At 45.0% G+C, this 22,984-nt stretch carries 25 protein-coding genes and 1 pseudogene; all 26 read left to right on the top strand.

The annotated features are described in order from the left end of the window. Complete coding sequence (gene fabF / locus BUB11_RS04465) at nt 1-1,251, top strand: beta-ketoacyl-ACP synthase II (RefSeq protein ID WP_073028244.1); 1,251 nt, start codon at nt 1-3, stop codon at nt 1,249-1,251. 3 nt (nt 1,252-1,254) lie between these two features. After that, a complete protein-coding gene (gene rnc, locus BUB11_RS04460) occupies nt 1,255-2,046 on the top strand; it encodes a ribonuclease III (RefSeq protein WP_143187545.1) in 792 nt (263 codons plus the stop codon). Further along, the gene (gene smc / locus BUB11_RS04455) at nt 2,033-5,629 is read left to right on the top strand and encodes a chromosome segregation protein SMC (protein WP_073028243.1); all 3,597 of its coding nucleotides are present in this window, start codon (nt 2,033-2,035) and stop codon (nt 5,627-5,629) included. Before rnc ends, smc begins: the two co-directional genes overlap by 14 nt. A gap of 516 nt (nt 5,630-6,145) precedes the next feature. Further along, nucleotides 6,146-7,072: a signal recognition particle-docking protein FtsY gene (ftsY, locus tag BUB11_RS04450; RefSeq protein ID WP_073028242.1), complete on the top strand. Its 927-nt coding sequence runs from the start codon at nt 6,146-6,148 to the stop codon at nt 7,070-7,072. Between the two features lie 201 nt (nt 7,073-7,273). Continuing rightward, nucleotides 7,274-8,056, top strand: a complete 783-nt coding sequence (gene mtnP, locus BUB11_RS04445; RefSeq protein ID WP_073028241.1) for an S-methyl-5'-thioadenosine phosphorylase — start codon at nt 7,274-7,276, stop codon at nt 8,054-8,056. A 15-nt stretch (nt 8,057-8,071) separates the two neighbouring features. Beyond that, nucleotides 8,072-9,109: an S-methyl-5-thioribose-1-phosphate isomerase gene (gene mtnA, locus BUB11_RS04440; protein WP_073028240.1), complete on the top strand. Its 1,038-nt coding sequence runs from the start codon at nt 8,072-8,074 to the stop codon at nt 9,107-9,109. Nucleotides 9,110-9,183: 74 nt separating this feature from the next. Beyond that, complete coding sequence (locus tag BUB11_RS04435) at nt 9,184-10,488, top strand: amidohydrolase (protein ID WP_073028239.1); 1,305 nt, start codon at nt 9,184-9,186, stop codon at nt 10,486-10,488. Nucleotides 10,489-10,561: 73 nt separating this feature from the next. Beyond that, entirely contained in the window at nt 10,562-10,930 is a 369-nt protein-coding gene (locus BUB11_RS04430) for a putative DNA-binding protein (RefSeq protein ID WP_073028238.1), read from the top strand. Nucleotides 10,931-11,129: 199 nt separating this feature from the next. Beyond that, complete coding sequence (gene ffh / locus BUB11_RS04425; RefSeq protein WP_073028237.1) at nt 11,130-12,488, top strand: signal recognition particle protein; 1,359 nt, start codon at nt 11,130-11,132, stop codon at nt 12,486-12,488. 71 nt (nt 12,489-12,559) lie between these two features. After that, nucleotides 12,560-12,799 (top strand): hypothetical protein, encoded by a 240-nt coding sequence (locus tag BUB11_RS26840; protein WP_143187544.1) that lies wholly within the window; start codon nt 12,560-12,562, stop codon nt 12,797-12,799. Nucleotides 12,800-13,102: 303 nt separating this feature from the next. Continuing rightward, on the top strand, nt 13,103-13,369 hold the full coding sequence (gene rpsP, locus BUB11_RS04420) for a 30S ribosomal protein S16 (protein ID WP_073028236.1): 267 nt from the start codon (nt 13,103-13,105) through the stop codon (nt 13,367-13,369). A 25-nt stretch (nt 13,370-13,394) separates the two neighbouring features. Further along, complete coding sequence (locus BUB11_RS04415; RefSeq protein WP_073028235.1) at nt 13,395-13,625, top strand: KH domain-containing protein; 231 nt, start codon at nt 13,395-13,397, stop codon at nt 13,623-13,625. Nucleotides 13,626-13,691: 66 nt separating this feature from the next. Next, the gene (gene rimM, locus BUB11_RS04410) at nt 13,692-14,189 is read left to right on the top strand and encodes a ribosome maturation factor RimM (RefSeq protein WP_073028234.1); all 498 of its coding nucleotides are present in this window, start codon (nt 13,692-13,694) and stop codon (nt 14,187-14,189) included. 39 nt (nt 14,190-14,228) lie between these two features. Beyond that, nucleotides 14,229-15,044, top strand: a complete 816-nt coding sequence (gene trmD, locus BUB11_RS04405; protein ID WP_073028233.1) for a tRNA (guanosine(37)-N1)-methyltransferase TrmD — start codon at nt 14,229-14,231, stop codon at nt 15,042-15,044. Nucleotides 15,045-15,101: 57 nt separating this feature from the next. Continuing rightward, a complete protein-coding gene (locus tag BUB11_RS04400; RefSeq protein WP_073028232.1) occupies nt 15,102-15,659 on the top strand; it encodes an RNA methyltransferase in 558 nt (185 codons plus the stop codon). A gap of 149 nt (nt 15,660-15,808) precedes the next feature. Next, the gene (gene rplS, locus BUB11_RS04395) at nt 15,809-16,156 is read left to right on the top strand and encodes a 50S ribosomal protein L19 (protein ID WP_007786333.1); all 348 of its coding nucleotides are present in this window, start codon (nt 15,809-15,811) and stop codon (nt 16,154-16,156) included. 301 nt (nt 16,157-16,457) lie between these two features. After that, the gene (gene lepB, locus BUB11_RS04390) at nt 16,458-16,982 is read left to right on the top strand and encodes a signal peptidase I (protein ID WP_073028231.1); all 525 of its coding nucleotides are present in this window, start codon (nt 16,458-16,460) and stop codon (nt 16,980-16,982) included. A gap of 46 nt (nt 16,983-17,028) precedes the next feature. Continuing rightward, a complete protein-coding gene (ylqF, locus tag BUB11_RS04385; RefSeq protein WP_073028230.1) occupies nt 17,029-17,859 on the top strand; it encodes a ribosome biogenesis GTPase YlqF in 831 nt (276 codons plus the stop codon). A 142-nt stretch (nt 17,860-18,001) separates the two neighbouring features. Continuing rightward, a complete protein-coding gene (locus tag BUB11_RS04380) occupies nt 18,002-18,784 on the top strand; it encodes a ribonuclease HII (RefSeq protein WP_200797864.1) in 783 nt (260 codons plus the stop codon). 115 nt (nt 18,785-18,899) lie between these two features. Next, nucleotides 18,900-19,259 carry an NADH-quinone oxidoreductase subunit A gene (locus BUB11_RS04375; RefSeq protein WP_073028229.1) on the top strand — a complete coding sequence of 120 codons (360 nt, stop codon included), beginning with the start codon at nt 18,900-18,902 and terminating at the stop codon, nt 19,257-19,259. Then, complete coding sequence (locus BUB11_RS04370) at nt 19,250-19,771, top strand: NADH-quinone oxidoreductase subunit B (protein ID WP_073028228.1); 522 nt, start codon at nt 19,250-19,252, stop codon at nt 19,769-19,771. Before BUB11_RS04375 ends, BUB11_RS04370 begins: the two co-directional genes overlap by 10 nt. Further along, nucleotides 19,761-20,249, top strand: coding sequence for an NADH-quinone oxidoreductase subunit C (locus BUB11_RS04365; protein WP_073028227.1), 489 nt, complete (start codon nt 19,761-19,763; stop codon nt 20,247-20,249). Before BUB11_RS04370 ends, BUB11_RS04365 begins: the two co-directional genes overlap by 11 nt. Before the next feature lie 11 nt (nt 20,250-20,260). Next, complete coding sequence (locus BUB11_RS04360) at nt 20,261-21,364, top strand: NADH-quinone oxidoreductase subunit D (protein WP_073028226.1); 1,104 nt, start codon at nt 20,261-20,263, stop codon at nt 21,362-21,364. A gap of 25 nt (nt 21,365-21,389) precedes the next feature. Next, complete coding sequence (nuoH, locus tag BUB11_RS04355; RefSeq protein WP_073028224.1) at nt 21,390-22,457, top strand: NADH-quinone oxidoreductase subunit NuoH; 1,068 nt, start codon at nt 21,390-21,392, stop codon at nt 22,455-22,457. 4 nt (nt 22,458-22,461) lie between these two features. Then, complete coding sequence (locus BUB11_RS04350; RefSeq protein ID WP_073028222.1) at nt 22,462-22,863, top strand: NuoI/complex I 23 kDa subunit family protein; 402 nt, start codon at nt 22,462-22,464, stop codon at nt 22,861-22,863. Nucleotides 22,864-22,865: 2 nt separating this feature from the next. Then, nucleotides 22,866-22,984: pseudogene (locus tag BUB11_RS28170) on the top strand (NADH-quinone oxidoreductase subunit J family protein); the annotation flags it as partial.

Here is a 22,984-nt window from a genome sequence, read left to right as displayed (position 1 = left end):
GTGCATCGTGCAGTTATTACGGGGATGGGCGTAATCTCTCCCTTGGGAAACAGTCTGGATGAATTCTGGAATAACCTAATGGAGGGAAAGTCCGGAATTGGTCAGTTGACACGTTTTGATACGACAGATTTGCCTACGAAGGTTGCTGCAGAGGTTAAAGACTTCGAACCAACGGATTGGGTTAGCAAAAAAGAGAGTCGCCACATGGATCGCTTTGCCCAATTTGCTATCGCAGCAGCTAAAATGGCGGTTCAAGATGCTAAGCTGGATTTAGAGAACGAGGACAAAGAACGAATTGGAACTGTTATGGGGTGTGGAATTGGCGGTGTGACATCGTTTGAGGATCAAAAAGAGGTGCTGATGAGCAAAGGGAGCAGTCGGGTAAGCCCATTCTTTGTTCCGATGCTGATTAGTAACATGGCGGCAGGGCATATATCCATTGAGTTTGGTTTGCAAGGTTCCAGTATGACGATTGTTACTGCCTGTGCTTCAGCAACTAATGCCATTGGAGAAGCTCTAAGATTGATTCAACGCGGAGAAGCTGATGTCGTACTCTGTGGAGGGACCGAGGCCCCTATCACTAAGCTGGCGTTTGCCGGTTTTTGCTCAATGAAGGCAATGTCAACCGAAAATGAGCTGTTTGAGCAAGCCTGCCGTCCTTTCGATAAACGTCGGAGCGGATTTGTCATGGGAGAAGGTGCAGGGGTATTGGTGCTGGAGTCATCAGAACATGCCAAGGCCCGCGGTGCACACATATACTCCGAATTAGCCGGCTATGGGAGCACTTCGGATGCTTACCATATTACGACTCCCGTCCCTGGCGGTGCAGGAGCTATTCGTTCGATGCGTCTTGCCTTAAAGGATGCAGGGGCAAGTACTGAAGAGGTTAATTATATCAATGCGCACGGAACAGGCACCGGGCCTAATGATGTGACAGAAACCGTTGCCATTAAAAGTCTCTTTGGAGATTACGCGCCAAAGTTAGCTGTCAGTTCGACCAAATCTATGACCGGTCACTTAATGGGAGCTGCCGGAGCGATCGAGGCAGTTATTTGTGCGCTGGCCATAGAACGGGGAGTCATTCCGCCCACTATCAACTATGGAGAGCCAGACTCAGAATGCGATCTGGACTATGTGCCAAATACCTCTCGCAAGCAAGACGTAAATGTAGCGATGTCCAATTCGTTAGGTTTTGGTGGTCATAATGCCACTATTGTCTTGAAGAAATTGCCTAAAGACAAGGAGATCTAAGCTATGGTCGAAAAAAAGTCTAACATTACTGAGAACTCCAAGAAAACAGGAGGGAGGTCAGGGCGAAAAAAGTACGCCTTGACTTCTCTAAAACTTGAACCTGGAGTTAAGCTGGCTAAACGATTGGAATTGGGGATTCCGCCGAATCGGCTGTTTACAACAGCGTTAACCCATCCCTCATATGTCTTTGAAAATCCACAGTTTGGCAAAGAAAATAATCAAAGGCTCGAGTTTTTGGGAGATGCGATTTTAGATTTTGTCGTTGCAGAATACCTCTACTTAAGTTACCCGGACCGACCAGAAGGAGAACTTACTAAGATGCGCGCGGCTGTTGTCAATGAGACAACATTAGCCCGTAAGGCCCATGAGATTGAGCTAGGGCAAGAATTGTTATTAGGTAAGGGTGAGCTGGTCTCAGGAGGTCGCGAGAGGCCCTCTATTTTGGCAGATGCTTGGGAAGCGGTTATCGGAGCGATTTATCTGCAATATGGATTTCAAGAAGCCAGAAGAGTAATTTTAGAATTGCTTAAGCCTTCGATTGATGAAGTGGCTAAAGGAAATTATGGGGATTACAAAACGGTGTTACAGGAAAAAGCACAACGGGAAGAAAAAGAGGTAAGCTATCAGATCCTTTTGGAAGAAGGCCCTGATCACAATAAATGCTTTACTGCCGGAGTCTTTATCGAAGGGGACCTGAAGGGGAAAGGAATGGGCAGGACAAAAAAAGAAGCTGAACAACATGCTGCCAAACAAGTCCTAGATCGTTGGGGGAGTGAGAACGATGACAAAACCTGAGGATTTCCCGGTTTTCTTGAAGGGGATTCATATTCAGGGATTTAAGTCGTTCGCTGATTCTGTTAAGTTAGAGCTAGGTCAGGGATTAAGCGTCATTGTAGGCCCAAATGGGAGTGGAAAAAGTAATGTCGCTGATGCGGTTCGTTGGGTTTTGGGAGAACAAAGCGCCAAAAGCTTGCGAGGGTCCAAAATGGAGGACATTATTTTTTCTGGAAGTACGCAGCGTCGCCCTGTTGGAATGGCTGAAGTTTCCCTAATTTTTGATAATACCACCGGAATATTTCCGTTGGACTTTCGGGAAGTCACCATTACCCGAAGAGTCTATCGTGATGGGGATGGACAATATCTCATCAATAAAGCAGCTTGCCGACTAAGAGATATTCAAGAATTATTTATGGATACGGGAGCCGGTAAAGAAGGATTTTCGATCATTGGGCAGGGGCGGGTTGAGGAAATTTTAACCCTGAAATCAGAAGAACGCCGATCACTAATCGAAGAGGCAGCGGGGATTACGAAGTATCGCTCCAGAAAGCGCGAGGCTTTAAAGCGCTTGGATGCTACGACGCTGAATCTCCAACGCATTGACGATATTATACAAGAAATTGAGGGGCAACTGACTCCTCTGGCTGCCCAAGCCCAAGTGGCCGAACAGAGCCTTGCTCTTTCGAATGAGCAAAAGCGCATAGAAATTCAGGCGGTTGTGCTAGACATCTCAGAGGTTAAGCAAAAGTTGTCAAAAGCTGCGCAGGATTTAGAAATTCTGCAAGCAAGTGTCATGGAAACTCAAGCTAGCTTAGGGCTTAAGGAAACTCAGAATCTAAAGCTAAAGGATGAACTGCAACAAATAGATGATGAGATACAGCAGAAACAAGAAAGGGTTTTCCAAGCCGAACAGGCTTTGAATTCCTTGAAACACGACCAAAATCTTCGTCAAGAGCGCTTTAATTATTTTGACGAGCAAACAGCAAGTTTAACCCAAGAGATCCTCGGGGATGAGGGGAAAATCAGCCATTTGCAGGAGAGGATCAAAACTCTTGTCGCAAAACAAGCGGTTTTAAAGCATACTGTTGAAGAATCTCAGATGAAAGTAAATGCCCAAGAACAGAGGCTGGCTGAGATAAGAGAGAATACATTAGCGAAGGATATTGAGCGGTTAAAAACCGACCTTTTCCAAGCACTGACAGAGCAAGCCAATTGGTCGAATGAATTGACAGGTACGCGTCATACTCTTGCCTCGCTTGAACAGCAAGTTCTTCAAATAGAACAAGAGCAAGAGATAAAAGATAAAGAACATAAGTCCTTGGTTGAAACTGGAAATAGCCAGGAAAATGAATTACTTCAGCTAGTGGGACAAGCTCAAGTTACTGAAAAAGAAGAGTCGAAGCTAAAGTTGGAGTTAGATAAGCTCAAAGCCCTACGTCAAGAAAAAGGATTGGCACTCCAGAAACAAAAGACGCTTACAGATCAATCTAGAGCACGCTTGCATGCGTTGCAATCTTTAGAAGATTCCTTAGAAGGCTATCAACGTGGAGTTCGAGAGGTAATGCTAGCCAAGAAAAAAGGAGTTAAAGATTGTCTAGGCCTCTGTGGAACGGTCGTTGATTTGATCACGGTGGAAGAAAAATATGAGCTCGCTGTGGAAACCGCATTAGGAGCAGGGATGCAGAATGTGATTGCTGAGGATGAACAGTCGGCCAAAAAGGCCATTGCTTATTTGAAGATGCATCAATTAGGACGGGTAACCTTCCTTCCTCTCGATGTTATTCAAGGATACCGGATGTCTGTGAACCAAGCGGTGGAGAGGGACAGCGGATATATCGGACTTGCCGTAGACCTGGTTACCTATACTAAGTCATATCGACCCGCGATGGAGTTCCTTCTGGGCCGTATTGTGGTTGTTACCGATATGGAGGCGGCAACTCGGATTGCGAGAGCGTCTGGATATAAGTTGCGGATTGTGACTTTGGAGGGAGACCAAGTTTATCCGGGTGGCTCTATTAGTGGCGGAAGTATTCAGCGTAAAGGTGGAAATCTACTCGCAAGGTCTCGTGAAATCGAGACTCTTCGTGTCGGCTTAGCAAAATTGGAAAAAGACTTAGCCCAAAAGGAACAGGAATGCTTAGCAAATGATAAACGACAAAGGGAACTTCAAGAAAACATTGAGATAACAGGCTTGAAACTGCGCAATGAGCGAGAACTGCAGGTTAAGCTTAGGGCGTTGCATGAAAATGTGCTAAGTCAGATTCGAAGGTTGGCAGGAGATTTATTGGGTTTAAGTTTGCGGCATGGGGAAACTGCAGAGCAAAAGAACGAACTTCTTATCCGCTTAGCTAGTTTAACGGAACGTATGGAAGCCGCGGAAAAGACCTCGGTTCATTTGCGTGAGGAGTTTAATCTTAGAGAGTCTGAAGCTAAAACTGTGGCTGAAGAGATAGAAAGCTACGTAGAAAAACTAACCCAGGATAAGATCCAACTTGCTAAGTGGGAGCAAGAATTAACTCAATGCATGGACCAACTAGTGCAAGAGCGTAAAGGGATTCGTGAAAGCGAATTAAATCTTACTGAGAAGAAGCGGAAGAAGGTTAGTATTGAGCAAAACCGTCGGAACGTTGAAGAGGAATTAGAGTCGTTGAGCCGACAGCTTGTGGACCATGCCAAAGTCCAAGAAGGGCAGCAGTATGACCTGATGCAATCCAGACAGTCTCGAGAAGGGTTATCTGGCCGAGTCGTTGAATTCGAGCAGGAGATAAATACCTTGCGCCAGGGGGCGCATACATTTGAACAGCGTCTTCACGCTCATGAAATACGTGTTGTTCGTTGGGAAACGGAATGCGAGGCTGGGTTAAATCGGTTAGCTGAAGAATTCTCCCTGACTTGGGAAGAGGGGATGCTTTATCAGACCGAGGAAGAAAGGGCCGTTCTGTGGAAAAGAGTTCAAGATATTAAACGGCAAATTGAGGAATTAGGGCCTATTAACCAAGCAGCTATTGAAGAATATCCTAAAATCCTTAAACGACGAGAATTTATGCTAGCCCAGCAAAATGATTTGGTGGAAGCTAACCAGACTTTGCGTCAATTGATATCGGAACTTGATAAGACGATGAGTGAACGATTTATTGAAAGTTTTAATGCTGTGAATAAGGCTTTCCAAGAAGTGTTCAAAGAACTTTTTGATGGCGGACATGCTGAGCTTCAATTAGTCGATCCGGAACTTATACTGGAAACGGGCGTTGAGATTATAGCTCAACCTCCAGGTAAAAGACCACAGCTCCTGTCCCTTCTATCGGGCGGAGAACGGGCATTAACTGCAATTGCCATTTTGTTTGCTCTCTTAAGAGTTAAGCCAAGTCCTTTTTGTATCTTGGATGAGATTGAAGCTTCACTTGACGATGCAAATGTTCAGCGATTTGCCCAATATATTCACCGATTATCGGGTTCGACTCAGTTTATTGTGGTGTCTCACCGTAAAGGAACGATGGAATCAGCTGATGTTTTGTATGGGATAACAATGGAGGAGTCTGGGGTTTCCAAGTTGCTTTCTGTTAAGCTGGATGGGCGGCAGGAGACGGTTGGGATTGCTTAGATGCCGTGCCTTAGCCGGACTTGTGTCGCACAGCCCTCGGTCATACGACGCAGAGCAAACTAACCCTTCAAGCTCTTGGCTTTGGGGAGCGGGGTTCCTCAGATGAGCCGTCCGCAGGCCATGGATGGCCAAGTGTCACCGGAGCCAAGGACGGCGGGAGGTGACCTTGGCTCACTGACGGCAGTGTACATCCGACGGCCATGGATGGTCTAGTGTCCCAGTAGCCATGGACGGCGAGAAGGGACCCTGTACACTGCCCCGTATATGGGGTCACTTGAACGGAAGTTTGCTATTCTGCTTACGTAGAGACGTCGCGCTTGTGTGACACTGCGCCCTGGGTCTTGGTACGAGGGGGACGTTGCTAGGGAGAAGGCACATTTCATGTGCGCCTTCCTCAGGATGAGATGGGGACTGTTGAGTGGGATCGGTTCTCGTGCATCGAAAAAGACGAGGGCGATCAGTTGCATGTATATCGATCCATGAACTACGACCCACGATTAGGGAGGATGTTAAACCATGGCAGGTTTTTTTTCAAAGCTTAAAGAAGGTCTTACCAAAACCCGACAAAATTTTGTGGAAAAAGTAGAAGAAGTTTTCACGGGTCGGAAGAAAATTGATGAAGAGTTATATGAAGAATTGGAAGAGGTGTTAATCCGGTCAGATGTAGGTGTTAACACTTCTTTCGAATTGGTTGAACGGTTGCGTAAGGAAGTTAAACAGCGTAAACTTTCAGATCCGAATGAGCTTACAGCGGTTCTTCAAGAATTGATTGCAGAGTTGTTGGGGGAAGAATCAAGCCTTACTTTTGCCAAGCAGGGTCCAACTATTATTCTTGTAGTTGGGGTCAACGGAGTTGGTAAAACTACGACGATTGGAAAGCTTGCCAATTGGTTAAAAAGGGATGGAAAAAGGGTTATAATGGCGGCAGGGGATACTTTTCGGGCTGCTGCCATAGACCAACTGGAAGTTTGGGGAGAGCGATCCGGTGTAGAGGTGATCAAGCAACGAGAAGGGGCTGACCCGGCAGCGGTTGCCTATGATGCGGTGCAAGCTGCTAAGTCGCGCAATGTTGATGTTGTGATTGTGGATACTGCTGGTCGACTCCATAATAAAGTGAATCTAATGGAAGAATTGCGGAAGGTTAAACGGGTGATGGATCGAGAAATCCCTGGGGCACCACATGAGGTTTTGCTGGTGCTCGATGCGACGACTGGACAAAATGCTTTGCAACAAGCAAAGTTGTTTCAGGAAGTTGCGGGAGTTACAGGAATTGTTTTGACGAAGTTGGATGGAACAGCGAAAGGGGGGGTTGTTCTGGGAATTCAAGGGGAGACCCATATTCCGGTGAAATGGATTGGAATAGGTGAAGGAATGGAAGACCTGCGTCCGTTTGTTCCTGAGGATTTTGCGTCTGCACTTTTTGGTACTAGTCAGAAAGTATAACTTTCGTTGTATACTTTCTGGAAGGTCCCTTCTCGCCATCTATGGCTACAGGGACACTTGGTCATCCATGGCCAGCGCATCAGTGCAACGAAACCTGAACGCCTGGCCTCTGGCTGCAAGAAAGCTAACACGTGCGAAGACATTGTCTTTGGGCGCCAGCCAAGTTTTCTTAAAAAACTTGATGAGGGGGAGTAGGCTCTGATAGACTTTGCACTTATCGGGGGAACAGGGCTTGAATATTTTGAGCCGACTGAACAGCGCGTTATCTCTGTGGAAACTCCTTACGGAACAGTTGAACCTGTTATTGGCAAATTAGGTAAGCATGATCTGGTTTTTATGAGCCGACATGGTCGAGACCATGTTACTCCTCCTCATCTTGTGAATTACCGAGGAAATATTTGGGCGTTGCGCGAACTGGGGGTGCGAAAGGTCATTGCTACAGCGGCTGTAGGCTCTCTATCCCCGAATTACCACTTAGGCGAGTTAGTGTTGCTTGATCAGTTTCTGGATTTCACTAAAAGTCGTCCACAGACATTCTATGAGGGAGGGCAACAAGGGGTACTCCATGTGGACATGACTGAGCCTTATTGTTCCGAAATGCGACAATTGATTGTAGATGCCTCAAAGCATCTGGGACTTGTGGTTAAGAACGGGGCATGTTATGTTTGTACTGAAGGTCCTCGTTTTGAAACTCCTGCAGAGATTCGGATGTTTCAGCTCCTTGGGGCTGACCTTGTCGGAATGACAAGTGTTCCTGAAGTCGTGTTGGCTCGAGAACTGGGGATGTGTTACGCCTCCATCGGGATGGTTACGAATGAAGCAGCGGGGATTGCTGATCATCCGTTAAGCCATGCGGAAGTTATGAAGAGCATTAAGGAATTGGAGATAAACGTTGCACAACTCATTCAAACAACCTTTGAGTTATTGACTCCTAGTCAGAAATGTCTATGTGCCTTGGCAAATGCCGAAGTCGGTAAATTTTAGAGAGGTGGTGGGACGTTGAAATCGATTGAATGGCTAGGGAATGCCTTGCGTATATTAGATCAGAGCAAGCTTCCAGTAGAAATTGTCTATCGGGATGCAGTGTCTTATGAGGGTGTCGCAGAAGCTATTGAAAATATGGAAGTGCGTGGTGCACCGGCTATTGGAGCTGCTGTTGCTTATGGATTTGTGCTAGGAGCGTTAGAGTACGAAGGAGATAGAGACGGCTTACCCAACTTTATGGAACGGGTCCAAGCCAGGCTCGCAGAGACTCGTCCCACGGCAGTCAATTTATTTTGGGCCTTGCGAAGAATGGAAGATCGATTGCGTGAATGTTGGGATATGGATGATTTAGAGGATGTACGCCGGGTCTTGATTGAAGAAGCGGGTCGGATTGCCGAAGATGATCGCCGCATGAACCGTCTTATTGGGGAACATGGAAATGAGATTGTCCCGGACAAAGCTAATATTCTAACTCATTGTAATGCAGGGGCCTTAGCTACTGTGGAATATGGAACTGCCCTAGGGGTTATACGAACTGCTCATACGGCTGGTAAAATGATTCATGTTTATGCGGATGAAACGCGTCCACTATTACAGGGGGCACGTCTAACGGCGTTGGAACTTCTGCGAGACAAGATTCCAGTGACCCTTATAACGGACAATATGGCTGGGTATTTAATGCAACAAGGAAAGGTTGACCTTGTGATTGTAGGAGCGGACCGAATTGCAGCTAACGGGGATACAGCTAACAAGATCGGAACTTATTCTGTAGCTGTATTGGCGCACGCTCACGGCATTCCGTTTTATGTAGCGGCACCAACCTCTACTATTGATTTAAAAGTAGCGAGTGGCCAAGAAATTCCGATCGAAGAACGGCCTGCTAAGGAAATCAGAGAATGCTTTGGGGTAGCAATTGCACCAGACGAGGTTAATGTATTTAACCCGGCGTTTGACGTTACTCCAGCTAAATATATTACCGGAATAATAACTGAAAAGGGGATAGTGTCCGCGCCTTATTCAGTTAATCTCCTTAAATTGATGGTTCGATCTTGAATTTAGAGGGAGTAATCCCTTAGTCTGAGCCGTGAATCTTAATCTTGATGACGGCTGTAAGGAGACAGAAGACTATGTCTAAGATTTTAATTCGTGCTATGGTTTTACCCATGACTGGAGCAGATGCATTTTTTCCTCAGGGGGAAATTTGTATTGAGGATGACAAAATTGTTTCAGTAGGAGTGCTGGGCTCTGCGCCGGCCGGTTTTGAGCCTGAACGCATTTTGGAATTACCTACTGATGTGGTTATGCCCGGCTTAATTAATACTCACACTCATGCGGCCATGACGCTTCTCAGGGGTTATGCAGATGATCTGCCGCTGATGCCGTGGCTTAATGAAAAAATATGGCCTTTCGAAGATAAATTGACAGATGAGGATATTTATTGGGGAACCTCCTTAGCACTTTGCGAAATGATCCGTTCTGGAACTACTACGATGCTCGACATGTATGCTTCGATGGATCAAGTTGCAAGTGCGGTACTCCTTGCTGGGACCCGAGCTGTGCTTTCTCGAGGTCTGATTGGGAATGGGCCTAACGGGGAACGTGCTTTACAAGAGAACATTGAATTAGTACGCCGGTATCATGGAACGGGTGATGGGCGGTTGAGTATTATGTTTGGTCCTCACGCCCCTTATACTTGTTCAGCAGACTATCTTAAAAAGGTTAAAGTTGAGGCTGACCGCTTGAAGGTAGGAGTTCATATTCATGTGGCGGAGACTCAAGATGAGATTAACATTGTGAGAGAGCAGTACGGAAAGACCCCTGTCCAATGGTTGGATGATCTGGGGCTTTTCAGTGGGCATGTTGTGGCGGCTCACTGTGTGCACTTAACTACACAGGATATAGAAATCTTAGCTCACCAGAACGTTTGTGTCGCACATAATGCTGAAAGCAATATGAAGCTGAGCAGTGGAACAGCCCCAATTACTGAGTTGCGTGCCAAAGGGGTTGTTGTAGGACTCGGAACGGACGGTGCCTCAAGTAATAACAATCTTGATCTGTTTGGGGAAATGCGCTCAGCAGCCTTCCAACAGAAACTTAGAGTTAATTCAACCGTACTTCCCGCCTATGAAGTACTGGAAATGGCAACAGTGGGTGGGGCACAAACGTTAGGACTTGAAGATGTCGGAGTGTTGGCTCCAGGGTTTAAAGCGGATTTGATCACGATCGATATGGATCAACCGCATTTTTATCCTCGTTTTTCAATCCCGGCACATTTGGTTTATGCTGCCCATGCTGGAGATGTCCGTACGGTGATGGTAGACGGTAAGTTTCTTATGGAAGACCGAAGACTATTGACAATGGATGTGGGTAAAGTTTGCCAAGAAACCGAAACTCGAGCAAAGCGAATTGCGATGGAATTGAATGTTAAGTAATAACACTTGACAAACAATAAAATTTAGTCTAATATTCCGTTGTAAAGTAAAAACGCTTTACAGGGGGGTTGTAATGGAGAAACTCGCCAAAAGGGCTCTCTTAGTTGATTTTTATGGCCCGCTTCTAACTGAAAAGCAAAGAAACGTTTGGGATCTTCATTATCAACAAGATCTTTCATTAACTGAAATCGCTGAAGTGGAGCATATCAGCCGTCAGGCTATTCACGATTTGCTCAAACGCACAGAAAGGATCCTCGATGAATATGAGGATAAATTAGGACTTGTGCAGAGGTTCTGGATGGAACGTGAGAAGTTGATAGAGGTTCAGACTTTATTACAAGGGTTAACTAAACAAGATTTTTCGAGTGTGGTAGCCTATGAACGGCACCAAAAGGTACGTGCTATGATTGAAGATGTTTTTGCCAACATCGCGGTTTACTGAGGGCAGTAACAGAGTTCGGAAGTCAGATGCCAGAGGTCAGAATACGTGGGTATGGGTAATTACAGCCTAAGACAGACTTTGAAATCTGTATTTGCATTTGCGCTATCGTGGTTACTTACAGGAATGCAAAAGAGCACGGAACTCTCATTTATCGAGGTGGGACTTTGGGAAGTGGATCAAATCGAAAGCGGGGACAGGCATGTTTCAAGGACTAAGCGAAAAACTCCAAGAAACATTTAAGCGGCTTAAAGGAAAAGGTAAATTAAAGGAAGCGGATGTCAGTGAGGCCATGCGAGAAGTTCGTGTTGCTTTATTGGAGGCGGATGTTAACTTTAAGGTTGTCAAGGACTTTGTGGCCAAAGTTAAGGAACGTTCGATCGGACAGGAGGTCCTTGAATCCCTTTCACCGGCACAACATGTTATTAAGATTGTTCATGAAGAAATGATTGAACTCATGGGTGGTGCAACAGGTAAAATCCTAATTGCATCAAAACCGCCTACCGTGATTATGTTAATTGGTCTTCAAGGGGCAGGAAAAACAACTCATGCGGCCAAATTGGCAAATATGTTAAAAAAACAGGGGAAACATCCATTGCTTGTGGCGTGTGATATTTACCGTCCTGCAGCGATTAAACAATTGCAGGTTTTAGGAGACCAACTGAAAGTCCCAGTCTTTTCTATGGGGCAAGATAACCCGAGGGATATTGCCAAAGCAAGCATCGTACATGCCAATCAAAACGGGCAAGATGTAGTCATTATTGATACGGCTGGACGTTTGCATATTAACGAAGAATTAATGGGTGAGCTTCGAGATATTAAAAGCTCTGTCAAACCTCATGAAATTTTGTTAGTTGTAGATGCTATGACAGGGCAGGATGCAGTCAATGTAGCAGAGTCATTTCACAGTGATTTAGGACTTGACGGCGTCATTCTCACAAAGCTCGATGGAGATACGCGCGGGGGGGCTGCGCTTTCTATTAAAGCGGTGACTGGGTGTACGATAAAGTTTGTTGGGATCGGGGAAAAAATGGATGCCATTGAACCTTTTCACCCTGATCGAATGGCTTCACGAATCTTAGGAATGGGCGATGTTCTTACCCTGATTGAAAAGGCACAAGAGTCTTTTGATGAAAAAAAAGCCAAGGAAATGGAACAAAAGCTACGGAAACAGGAATTTACACTCGATGATTTTTTAGATCAGATGCAGCAAATGAAAAAAATGGGCCCGCTATCCTCGATTTTGGAAATGATTCCCGGAGTAGGGAAACAGTTGAAAGATGTACAGATAGATGAGAAGGACACTGCACATATAGAGGCAATTATCCGGTCGATGACGACAGAAGAACGTCGGAAGCCAGTATTGATAAAAGATTCTCGTAAAAAGAGGATTGCTAAAGGCAGTGGCACCTCTGTTCAAGACGTAGGGCGTTTATTAAAGCAGTTTGAACAAATGCAAAAAATGATGAAGCAATTCTCCGGTGGTGGCATGGGAATGCTCGGAGGCGGGAAAAAAGGCAAGAAGGGTAAGCGACCTAAGTTCCCTTTTCCGACGGTATAGGGGGACTTGTGTTCACCCAGCGCTCGGTGATTACGACGCAGAGCAAACTAACCGTTCAAGCTTTCCGCCAGATGAGCCGTCCGCAGGCCATGGATGGCCAAGTGTCACCGGAGCCAAGGACGGCGGGAGGTGACCGTGGCTCACTGGTTTGGGGCCGCTTGAACGGAAGTTCGCTTAGCTGCTTACGTAAAGACGTCACGCTGTGTGACACTGCGTCCCGGGTCTTGGGACGGGGGAACGTTGCATGGAGAGGACGGCACATTTCATGTGCGCCGTCTGATGCAATCGTGCAAGTTGGGGACGGTTCTTAAGTTGCATAGGTATCTTCCGTATCTAAGGTTGCTTGCTTCTCTGAGTTTGATATTCTGCGTGCGTCGCGCTGGCGAGACACACGCTTGGGTCTCAGATCGAGGGAAATGTGCTGAATAATTTTGATGGACACACGCTATAATATAGCGTTGTTTATATAATAAACTTACTTTAATTGAGTTTTACTCTGTCTTAAAGTTTAGTTGAACTAAAATAGGGGCAAAATGTGCGATGAGAGATATTAGATGTTCTATTCGAATATCGAACTTCGAACTTCGAACCTCGATAATTGAGGAGGTGAAAACATGGCTACCAAAATTCGTCTGTGCCGCATGGGTGCGAAAAAGAATCCTTTCTATCGTATGGTAATTGCTGACGCTAGAGCTCCTCGTGATGGTCGTTTCATTGAGCAAATTGGATATTATGATCCGACTAAAAGCCCTGTAGTTCTTAACATTGATGAGGAAAAGGCTATGAAATGGTTATCAACTGGAGCTCAGCCTTCAAATACTGCAAAGTCTTTGCTGAGTCAAGCTGGTATCATGACCAAATTCCACGAGTCCAAGAACTAACTGTAGAGTTTGGGGGGTGGTTCCTGTGAAGGAACTTGTAGAAATCCTCGCGAAAGCGTTGGTAGATCGAACTGACCAAGTTCTTGTTGTCCAGTCTGAGACAGAAAAGAGCGTGCATTTGCAGTTAACAGTCGCTCCTGAAGACATGGGGAAAGTGATTGGGAAACAGGGGAAGATCGCGAACGCTATTCGTACGCTGGTTAAAGCGGCTGCCGTCAAAGACGGGCGTCGAGTTCATATGGACATTGATCAATAACGTTGAGAAGGGCCAAGTGCCCTTCTCAACGTTTTAAACTTAATCTTTTGGAAAGGGGCAAGGATTATGGATGAAGTACTGATTGGAGAGGTGTTGCGTCCGCATGGACTTAGCGGTGAGTTGAGGGTTTATCCGTTGACGAACGACCCTGAACGCTTTTTGAAACTGCAGGAAGTCATTTTGCGACGCGGGGAGACCAATCAACACTTTAAAGTTATCAAAGCCCGTTTACAAATGGAGTTTGTTTTACTCGAAGTTGAAGGGATAGCTTCTGCGGATCAGGCAGAAAAATACCGAGGGTGGGAAGTGCGAATTGATCGTTCGGATGTACTCCCGCTTAAAGAGGGATGGTATTATTTCGAGCTAGAAGGGATGCAAGTTTATGAAGGGGATCTCTTATTAGGAACCCTGTCTCAGGTTTTAGAAACTGGGGCAAATGACGTCTATGTAGTAAAAGGCGCTAATGGGGAGCTGTGTATTCCGGCCCTTAAAAGTGTTGTTCAAAACGTTGATGTCCCTGGTCGACGCATGGATGTAATACTTCCAGCCGGGCTTCGAGATTAGTCGTTCGAACCACGATTAGGTTGGAGGATTGATCTACATATGATAAAAATTACGGTGTTATCATTATTCCCTGAGATGTTCGTACCCTTGCATGAAAGTATTTTAAAACGAGCGCAAGAAGCGGGTTTAATGGAGATTAACTTGGTGAATTTCCGTGATTACGCTGCTAGTAAGCATAAAAATGTGGATGACGTTCCATATGGAGGGGGAGCAGGAATGCTCTTAAAGCCTGAACCGATTTTTGCAGCAATAAGGGATTTACCCCAGACCTGCAACCAACGGAGGCTTATTCTCATGTCACCACAAGGACAGGTTTTTCATCAGGAAAAAGCTAAACAATGGTCTGCTCATAAAGAACTCGTCTTTATATGCGGGCATTATGAAGGATTTGATGAGCGAGTTCGAGAGTTGGCAGATGAAGAAGTCTCCCTAGGGGACTATGTTTTGACTGGCGGGGAGCTTGCTGCAATGGTTATGATTGATGCCGTGGCCAGGCTCATTCCTGGAGTCCTCGGAGAAGTGGTTTCAGCCGAGGAGGATTCACACAGTATTGGCGGTCTCTTGGAATACCCTCAGTATACTCGTCCAGCTGAATTTGAAGGGCGGAAGGTGCCGGAAGTTTTGTTATCCGGACATCACGCACAGATAAAACGTTGGCGAAGAAAAGAGTCTTTAAGACGGACTTTTTTAAGACGCCCAGATTTGATCAGTGAGATTACTTTTGGAGCGGAAGACTATCCCATTTTAGAAGAACTAATTCATGAGCACGAGGAAATTGCCTCATGGCGTGGGAAATGGCAACATCTTTGTCCTCCACCAAAACGACAGCGGCGATCTTCGAAAAAAACTATCTAAAATATAGAATCAGAGGTGGCCTCTGGTTTCTGGAACTGCGTTGGGAGGAATTTCTCCATGTCAGATATCTACTTAGCTCTAGTCCATTCCCCTGTATACAATAAAAATATGGAGACGGTCGCTACTTCAATTACCAACTTAGATCTGCATGATATTGCCAGGTGTTCAACCACCTATGGGGTAAAACGATATTTCGTAGTTCATCCCGCGGAAGCGCAACGTCAGTTAGCAAAACGTATTATGGGCTTTTGGCAAGAGGGTTACGGGGCTGAGTACAATCCGGACCGTCAAGAAGCATTCGCGCGAGTTAAAATTGCAAACAATTTGGAGGAAGTCTATGCTGAGATTGAAGCTGAACACGGAGTTGCCCCTATTAAAGTGGCGACAGATGCACGTAAGTATGCCAATACAGTTACTTATGCACAGCTTCGTAAGGATATAGAAACAATAGAAACTCCAATTCTTTTACTCTTTGGTACGGGATGGGGACTGCTCAAAGAAGATGTTGAGAAGATGGATCTAATTTTAGAGCCGATCTATGGGCCGACTGATTATAATCACTTATCTGTACGTTCAGCAGTCTCAATAATCTTAGATCGCTTACGCGGACATTGAGCACGGATTATCTACAGGTAAAGGAAGATTGCTCTTGAAATTTGTTGCATAACTAAACAGGTTGTGATAATATAAATTGGTCTGATATAGATGGTCCGCTCGCTGTGAATCAGTGTATGAACATCTAGGCAAGGAAGGGGGGATTTTTAATGGATTATATTCGCATGATTGAAGAAGAACAAATGAAGAAGGATCTTCCTAACTTCCGCCCAGGTGATACGGTTCGTGTACATGTGCGCATTGTTGAGGGAACTCGTGAACGTATTCAGGTTTTTGAAGGGCTTGTCATCGCAATGAAAGGTGGCGGCATTCGAGAGACTTTTACTGTTCGACGTGTCTTCGCTGGAGTCGGGGTAGAACGAACTTTCCCTTTGCATTCACCACGCTTGGAAAAAATTGAGGTGGCTCGTCGGGGTATTGTTCGCCGGGCTAAGCTTTACTATTTACGTGGACTATCAGGTAAGGCGGCACGGATTCGCGACCGTCGTATCGGCTAGGAAATAATTGAGCTGGAGCAATCTGGCTCTTTTTTTTTACTTGTCAGAAGCATAATCCGACTGGCCATCCGTGGCCGGTATTTCGAGCATTCTTGTTCGAGTCATGCTGATAGAGGGACACTTACATATCCTGCGGACCCAAGGGTTGACAGAGACCTGGCTTCTTTATACGGTCAAAAATCGCAGACTTTGTTGTAATAGAGCAAACAGATCATTTAATTATAGATTTTTATGCTTTTTTAGCGTATGCTCCGAAGAATCTTGTTCATACTAAAGAGTAGTTCAAGAGGGGAGCGTTACGATGGAAAATAAGAGAACAAAGACAAAATGGCTTTTGGGTATTATTGGCGTAGCCATACTGGCTGGCGGAATATTACGTTGGGTAGTATTTCAACCGTATCTGATTCCAACTCCCTCCATGGAACCTGGCATGGCTCCGGGAGACCACATTCTCGTTAATCGTCTTTCATATCGCTTCTGGGCTCCAACTCGAGGAGATGTTGTCGTATTTGCCTTTCCCAAGGATTTAAAGCGAACCTTTGTAAAACGGGTTATTGCGTCTGAAGGTGAAACTGTAGAATTGCGTGATAATAAAGTTTTTGTAAATGGGGATGCTATTCCTGAGCCTTACGTTAAACCCGGTGATTACCCACCCTATGGTCCGGAAAGGGTACCGGAGGGAAAGGTCTTTGTCTTAGGAGATAATCGCCGTGAGAGTGAAGACTCGAGAGAATGGGGGCTTCTTCCTAAGGACTATCTGTTAGGAAAAGCATGGTTAGTATATTACCCTTTTCAGAGGTTTAGATTTATTTCGAGAGCAAGTTAAATAGATTAGCAAAAGAAAAGTTTGAGATGGATGAAGAGAGGTTTTCATGAGTATTCAATGGTTTCCAGGACATATGGCTAAAACGAGACGGCTTCTGTTAGAACAGCTAAAATGGGTGGATGTTGTGTTAGAACTTGCAGATGCCAGGATACCGGTCAGCAGTCGTAATCCGATGTTGCATAATTTGCTTGGCAATAAGGCGAGGTTGTTGTTGCTTAACAAAGCTGATTTAGCGGATTCTAATTGGACGTCGAGGTGGCTTAAGCACTTAAAAGAATTGAGTCCTGTTTACGCTGTTAGTGCAACTACAGGGGTAGGTGTTAAACAAATCGTACCAGAACTTGAACGCATGGTCCTTGCTAAACAAGCAAAACAAGCTGAAAAGGGTATTCGCCCACAAATGATAAAAGTAATGATTGTAGGTATTCCAAATATCGGAAAGTCCTCTTTAATTAATCAATTGACAGGTGGAGCTCAAGCAAAAGTGGGTAACAAACCAGGCGTTACTCGAGGAAATCAATGGGTGCGGATTCATGAACGAGTTGAGCTGTTAGATACGCCGGGAATGTTATGGCCGAAGTTTGATGATGTTGAAGTCGGAAAAAAACTAGCAGCACTTGGGGCCATAAAAGATGATGTTTTTGATATTGAGGAACTGTCGAATTGGATTATCGACTGGTTAAATCTGCATTCCCCAAATTCTCTGTCCCGCTATAAGATCAAAGAATCTGAGGTTACGCTGGAGAGCTTAGGGCGTAAACGGGGATGCTTAATTCATGGTGGACGTGTCGATACGCTTAAAGCAGCTCAAATATTTCTTAGGGATCTTAGAATGGGACAACTTGGACCAATAACTATGGATCATCTTAATAAATAAATGTAATTATGTAAATAAAAAATATTACTAACATTTCTTAATTTTAAAATTATTGTGTGTATATTGAAGATTGATAGCTAGATAAGAGGTAATTGCCTCTGCATGTCGAAATAAATTTTTAGGGAGAGAAGAGGAGAAAAGTGTGGAACCGTTATCCCAAATGAATATTCGGGAAGTTCAAGAAGCACTCTATAGAGATCCTTCCCCTCGTATGATATGTGCTTGTCAGAACGACTCGCGTCAGGGAGTTCGCAGATTAGCAGTTCAACTAGTCAAGTACCAGCAGGCACAAGTGCTGGAACAAGCTCGTATACAACAACTGCTCGTTGAAGAAAACAAGCTCTGGAAGCAAGGCTATTTATTGTTAGCAGGAGTTGATGAAGCAGGTCGCGGACCGCTGGCGGGGCCGGTTGTCGCTGGAGCCTGTATTCTGCCTGCAAAATTTGATCTTCCTGGGCTCAATGATTCCAAGATGCTGACAGAAAGTAAACGGGAAAAGCTCTTTATACAAATTCAAAAGCAGGCGATTGATTATGCTATCGGAAGTGCTGAACCGGCAGAGATTGATGCCCTAAATATTTTGCAGGCAACGAAATTAGCTATGAAGCGCTCCATAGAAGGCTTGACAATTCGCCCTCATTATTTACTAATAGACGCCTTAAATCTTCCAGATGTACAACTTCCACAGCTTCCTCTCATAGGGGGTGACCACTTAAGTGCGTCAATCGCGGCGGCCTCGATTTTAGCGAAAGTGACCCGTGATCGACTAATGGTTCAACTTCATTCTCTCTATCCGGAATATACGTTTTCTAAGAACAAAGGGTATGGCACAAGTGAACACATGCAGGTTCTAAAGCGCTTAGGGCCATGTCCGCTTCACCGCAAAAGTTTTGCACCGGTGAGGCAAGAGACATCTATTAGCTAAAGGTAAGAAATTATAGAAAACACTATTAAATTGACCGAAATCTATGGTTGTGGCAAAATATGATTAGCTAATAGAAGCATGCTATCAGATATTTTTATGAAAGGAGGTAATCCGAATGTATGATAATAATTTTGCTGGTGTAGGTGTGTTTCTTGTTGGAGCAATGGCAGTATCCATCATTATGATGATTATGCCAAAATTGCTAGCGCCCAACAAACCGCATAAAGAGAAGTTGACAACTTATGAATGTGGTAACGAGACCATCGGAAGAACATGGCTTGGATTCAAGAGCAATTATTTTATGTATGCCTTAGTGTTTGCAGCTTTTAGTGTTGAAACAGTTTTCTTGTATCCTTGGGCCTTAACATTCCAAAAACTGGGGACATTTGCCTTTGTGGAGATGTTTATCTTTATTGTCATTCTCTTAGTTGGTTTCTGGTATGCTTGGAAAGAAGGTGCTCTAGAGTGGATGTAGCTTCAGAAAAACGTCTTCGCGAAGAAGAAACGTTGATGGAAAAAAATGTTTTAGTTACTACGATTGATAAGGCCTTGAACTGGGCAAGAGGGCATTCCTTTTGGCCGGTTACTTTGGGTTTAGCTTGCTGTGCGATTGAAATGATGGCTACTGGCGGACCTCGTTATGACATTTCCCGCTTTGGATATGAGGTTTTCCGTGCCTCACCTCGTCAAGCCGATGTCATGATCGTTGCGGGGACTTGTACTCGTAAGATGGCTCCCCTGTTAAGAAGAATTTATGACCAAATGCCTGAGCCAAAATGGGTAATCGCCATGGGCAGTTGTGCGAATGCAGGAGGTCCCTTTGTCGATTCCTACTCCATGCTTGCGGGCGTCGATAAAATCTTACCAGTAGACGTTTACATCCCAGGTTGCCCTCCAAGGCCAGAATCCTTAATTTATGGGCTTTTGCAACTTCAATATAAAGTTTCAAATCCCGCTAAGGTGAGGTTAATGAGACATGGAAAATAAAGTATTAAGCCGCTATGTAGACGAACTTGCCTCCCGGGTTAACGGTGTAGTCGAAGAAAGCTTTGGGGTACTCGTGTTGAAAGTTCAAGCGACCTACATCATTGAAGCGTTAACGGGAGCTAAAAACTTTCCCGATGTCCCATGTGATTTTCTGCACGATTTATGTGGAGTAGACAGTGGGGACCATATTGAAGTCGTCTATCAGTTATCAAGCCTCCATGGACCGCAGCTCATGAGAGTGAAGGCAACTATGGACCATGAAAACCCGGTGATTGACTCCGCAACTCGCATTTGGGAAGGCGCAAACTATCTGGAGCGTGAAGCCTATGATATGTTTGGCATCAAATTTAAGGGACATCCCAATTTAAAACGTATTTACATGTGGGATGATTTTGAAGGATATCCGTTGCGCAAAGATTATGTGACTGAACCCATAGAGGTTCGAAATGTCGTGCGTACACGAATAGAAGGGGAATAGGGGGAAACGTCATGTCTATTGAAAAAACAGAAGAACTAATCTTAAACATGGGCCCCCAGCACCCGAGTATGCACGGTTTGTTTCGCATGGTGGTCCATTTAGCAGGAGAAACAGTTACGAATATTGAGCCTAAACTTGGATATTTACATCGAGGTATGGAAAAACTAGCCGAAAGTCGAACCTATTCACAGTTCATTCCTTATACGGATCGGTTGGACTACTTGGCGTCTCCGCATAATAACTGGGCCTACGTACAAACTGTTGAGAAGCTCATGGGGGTTGAAATTCCAGAACGCGCTGAGTATCTGCGGGTTATCTTCGGGGAACTTGCCCGGATTGCCAGTCATCAGGTTTGTATTGCCAGTACAGCACTTGATATGGCGGGCTGGTCAGCCTGGTCTTATGCTTTCCGTGATCGTGAACGGATTTGCGATATGTATGAGATGACCGCCGGAAGTCGCTTGACGGTCAACATTATGAGAATAGGAGGAATGAGTGCAGAGCCACCTGAAGAATTCTGGCCTGCTTTACAATCGTTCCTTGACGACACACCAGAGATGCTTGAAGAATATTATGGCATCTTTTTTGGAAATGAAATTGCTATGGGTCGGCTAAAGAACGTGGGTATCTTAACCAAGGAAATGGCGGAAAACTTGTCGATCACGGGACCCGTCTTACGAGCGTCAGGTGTCGATTATGACGTGCGTAAAGCGGAACCTTACAGTATCTACGAGCGATTTGATTTTGATGTGCCTGTTCGAACGGGTTGTGATAGCTATGATCGTACTATAATCCGGATGGATGAGATCGTGGAAAGTATCAAAATCATCAAGCAAGCAGTACGTGATATTCCTGGCGGTCCGATTATGGCTAAGGTGCCTAAAGTTATTAAGCCTCCAGTGGGGGAAGTATATCACCGTGTTGAGAACCCCAAAGGGGAACTGGGATTTTATATCGTCAGTGATGGAACGACTAAGCCGACACGGCTCCGTATCAGACCAGCTACATTCATAAACTTACAAATGCTCCCGATAGTAGCCAAAGGCTGGAAAATTCAAGATGTTGTAGCTATTTTTGCCACCTTAGATGCTGTATTGGGTGAAGTTGATAAGTAGTAAATTGCGATGAGGGGAGAATAAGATGGAGACTCTAAATTACCTGTTGGAGACTCTAAATAATCTGTTTTTGATTATTGCGGATGCCATCCGTGGTCTTTTTGCGGATCCCCAATCAGTTTGGGCTAATTTAACCATGAATGTCATTAATTTTATTATCGTGGTTATCATTGTTGTCCTGGCTGCTTTGATTTTGATCTTACTTGAACGCAAAGTAGCAGGTTGGACTTCACAAAGGCCAGGGCCCAATCGTCTCGGTCCGCGCGGATGGTTTCAGACTATAGCTGATGCATTAAAACTCATGGGTAAAGAAGATGTTACCCCGGCTGGTGCAGATAAGCTTATTTTTAAAATTGCACCAATGATTATCTTCTGTCTCCCAATGATGACGTTGGCTGTCATACCTTATGGGAAGGATATGGCACCGATAAATATTGATTTAGGTATCTTATATTTTGTAGCTATCTCCTCAATTTCAACCCTGTGTTTCTTAATGGCTGGATGGGGATCCAATAATAAATACTCCTTACTTGGGGGTATGAGGGCAGTAGCTCAAATGATTAGTTACGAAATCCCCTTGCTCTTCTCCTTACTCGGGGTCGTTATGATCACTCAGTCGTTTAACTTAGGGGTTATTGTAGAAGCTCAAGGCACTATTCCTTTTATTGTTCTTCAACCTCTGGCGTTTGTGATTTTCATGATTGCGGGCTTGGCAGAACTTAACCGAGCACCGTTCGACCTGGTTGAAGCCGATCAGGAAGTGGTTGCAGGGCCGTTTACAGAGTATACCGGACTTCGCTGGGGATTGTTTTTCCTTGGAGAGTACGGAAACATGACGGCTATGTCTGCACTTGCTGCTACGGTATTTTTAGGCGGTTGGCAGGGTCCTGCTATCCTGCCGGGTTATGTTTGGTTCTTCATGAAAGTTGGGGTTATGATTTTCATGATGATGTGGGTTCGGTGGACCTTCCCAAGGATTCGAATTGACCATTTAATGCACTTGGCGTGGAAGGTCTTGTTACCGCTTTCTATAGTGAACATTTTGTTAACGGGTCTGGGAATTTACATTTACCGATTCGTGATGGGAGGGTGACACAGTGTTTGGTAAAGGTCTACTACAAGGTTTAGGCATCACATTCAAACGCATGGTCGGTCCGAATATCACTGAGTTTTACCCTGAGGAAAAACCTAACCTTCCGACTAGGGTGCGTAGTTCCATGGGGCTCGAACGGGATAAGTGCATATCATGCAATATGTGCGCTATGGCCTGCCCTAACTCAGTTATCAAATTGACCAGTGAAAAGAATGAAGCCAATAAAAAAGTTCTAAAAACGTATCATATGGATGTAGGTCGCTGTCTGTTCTGTGGTATGTGTGCTGAGGTTTGTCCTACAAAGGCTTTGAAAGTTACTCAAGAATTTGAAAACGCGATTTATGAGCCGGAAGACATGCAATGGGATATGATTAAACGCGCCGAGCGAAAAGGGAAGGTGGAGTGAGGGTGAGCACAATCGTTTTCTTTATTTTTGCGATTCTGTCGATTGCAGCAGCTTGGAGTGTTGTGACCTCCAAGAACATTGTGCACAGTGCGCTCTATCTGGCTCTGTCTTTCTCTGGAGT

It is taken from the genome of Desulfosporosinus lacus DSM 15449 (genome assembly GCF_900129935.1).
Classification (GTDB): domain Bacteria; phylum Bacillota; class Desulfitobacteriia; order Desulfitobacteriales; family Desulfitobacteriaceae; genus Desulfosporosinus; species Desulfosporosinus lacus.
Note: the sequence above shows the minus strand (reverse complement) of the source record. Positions and strands in the feature narration are given on the sequence as shown.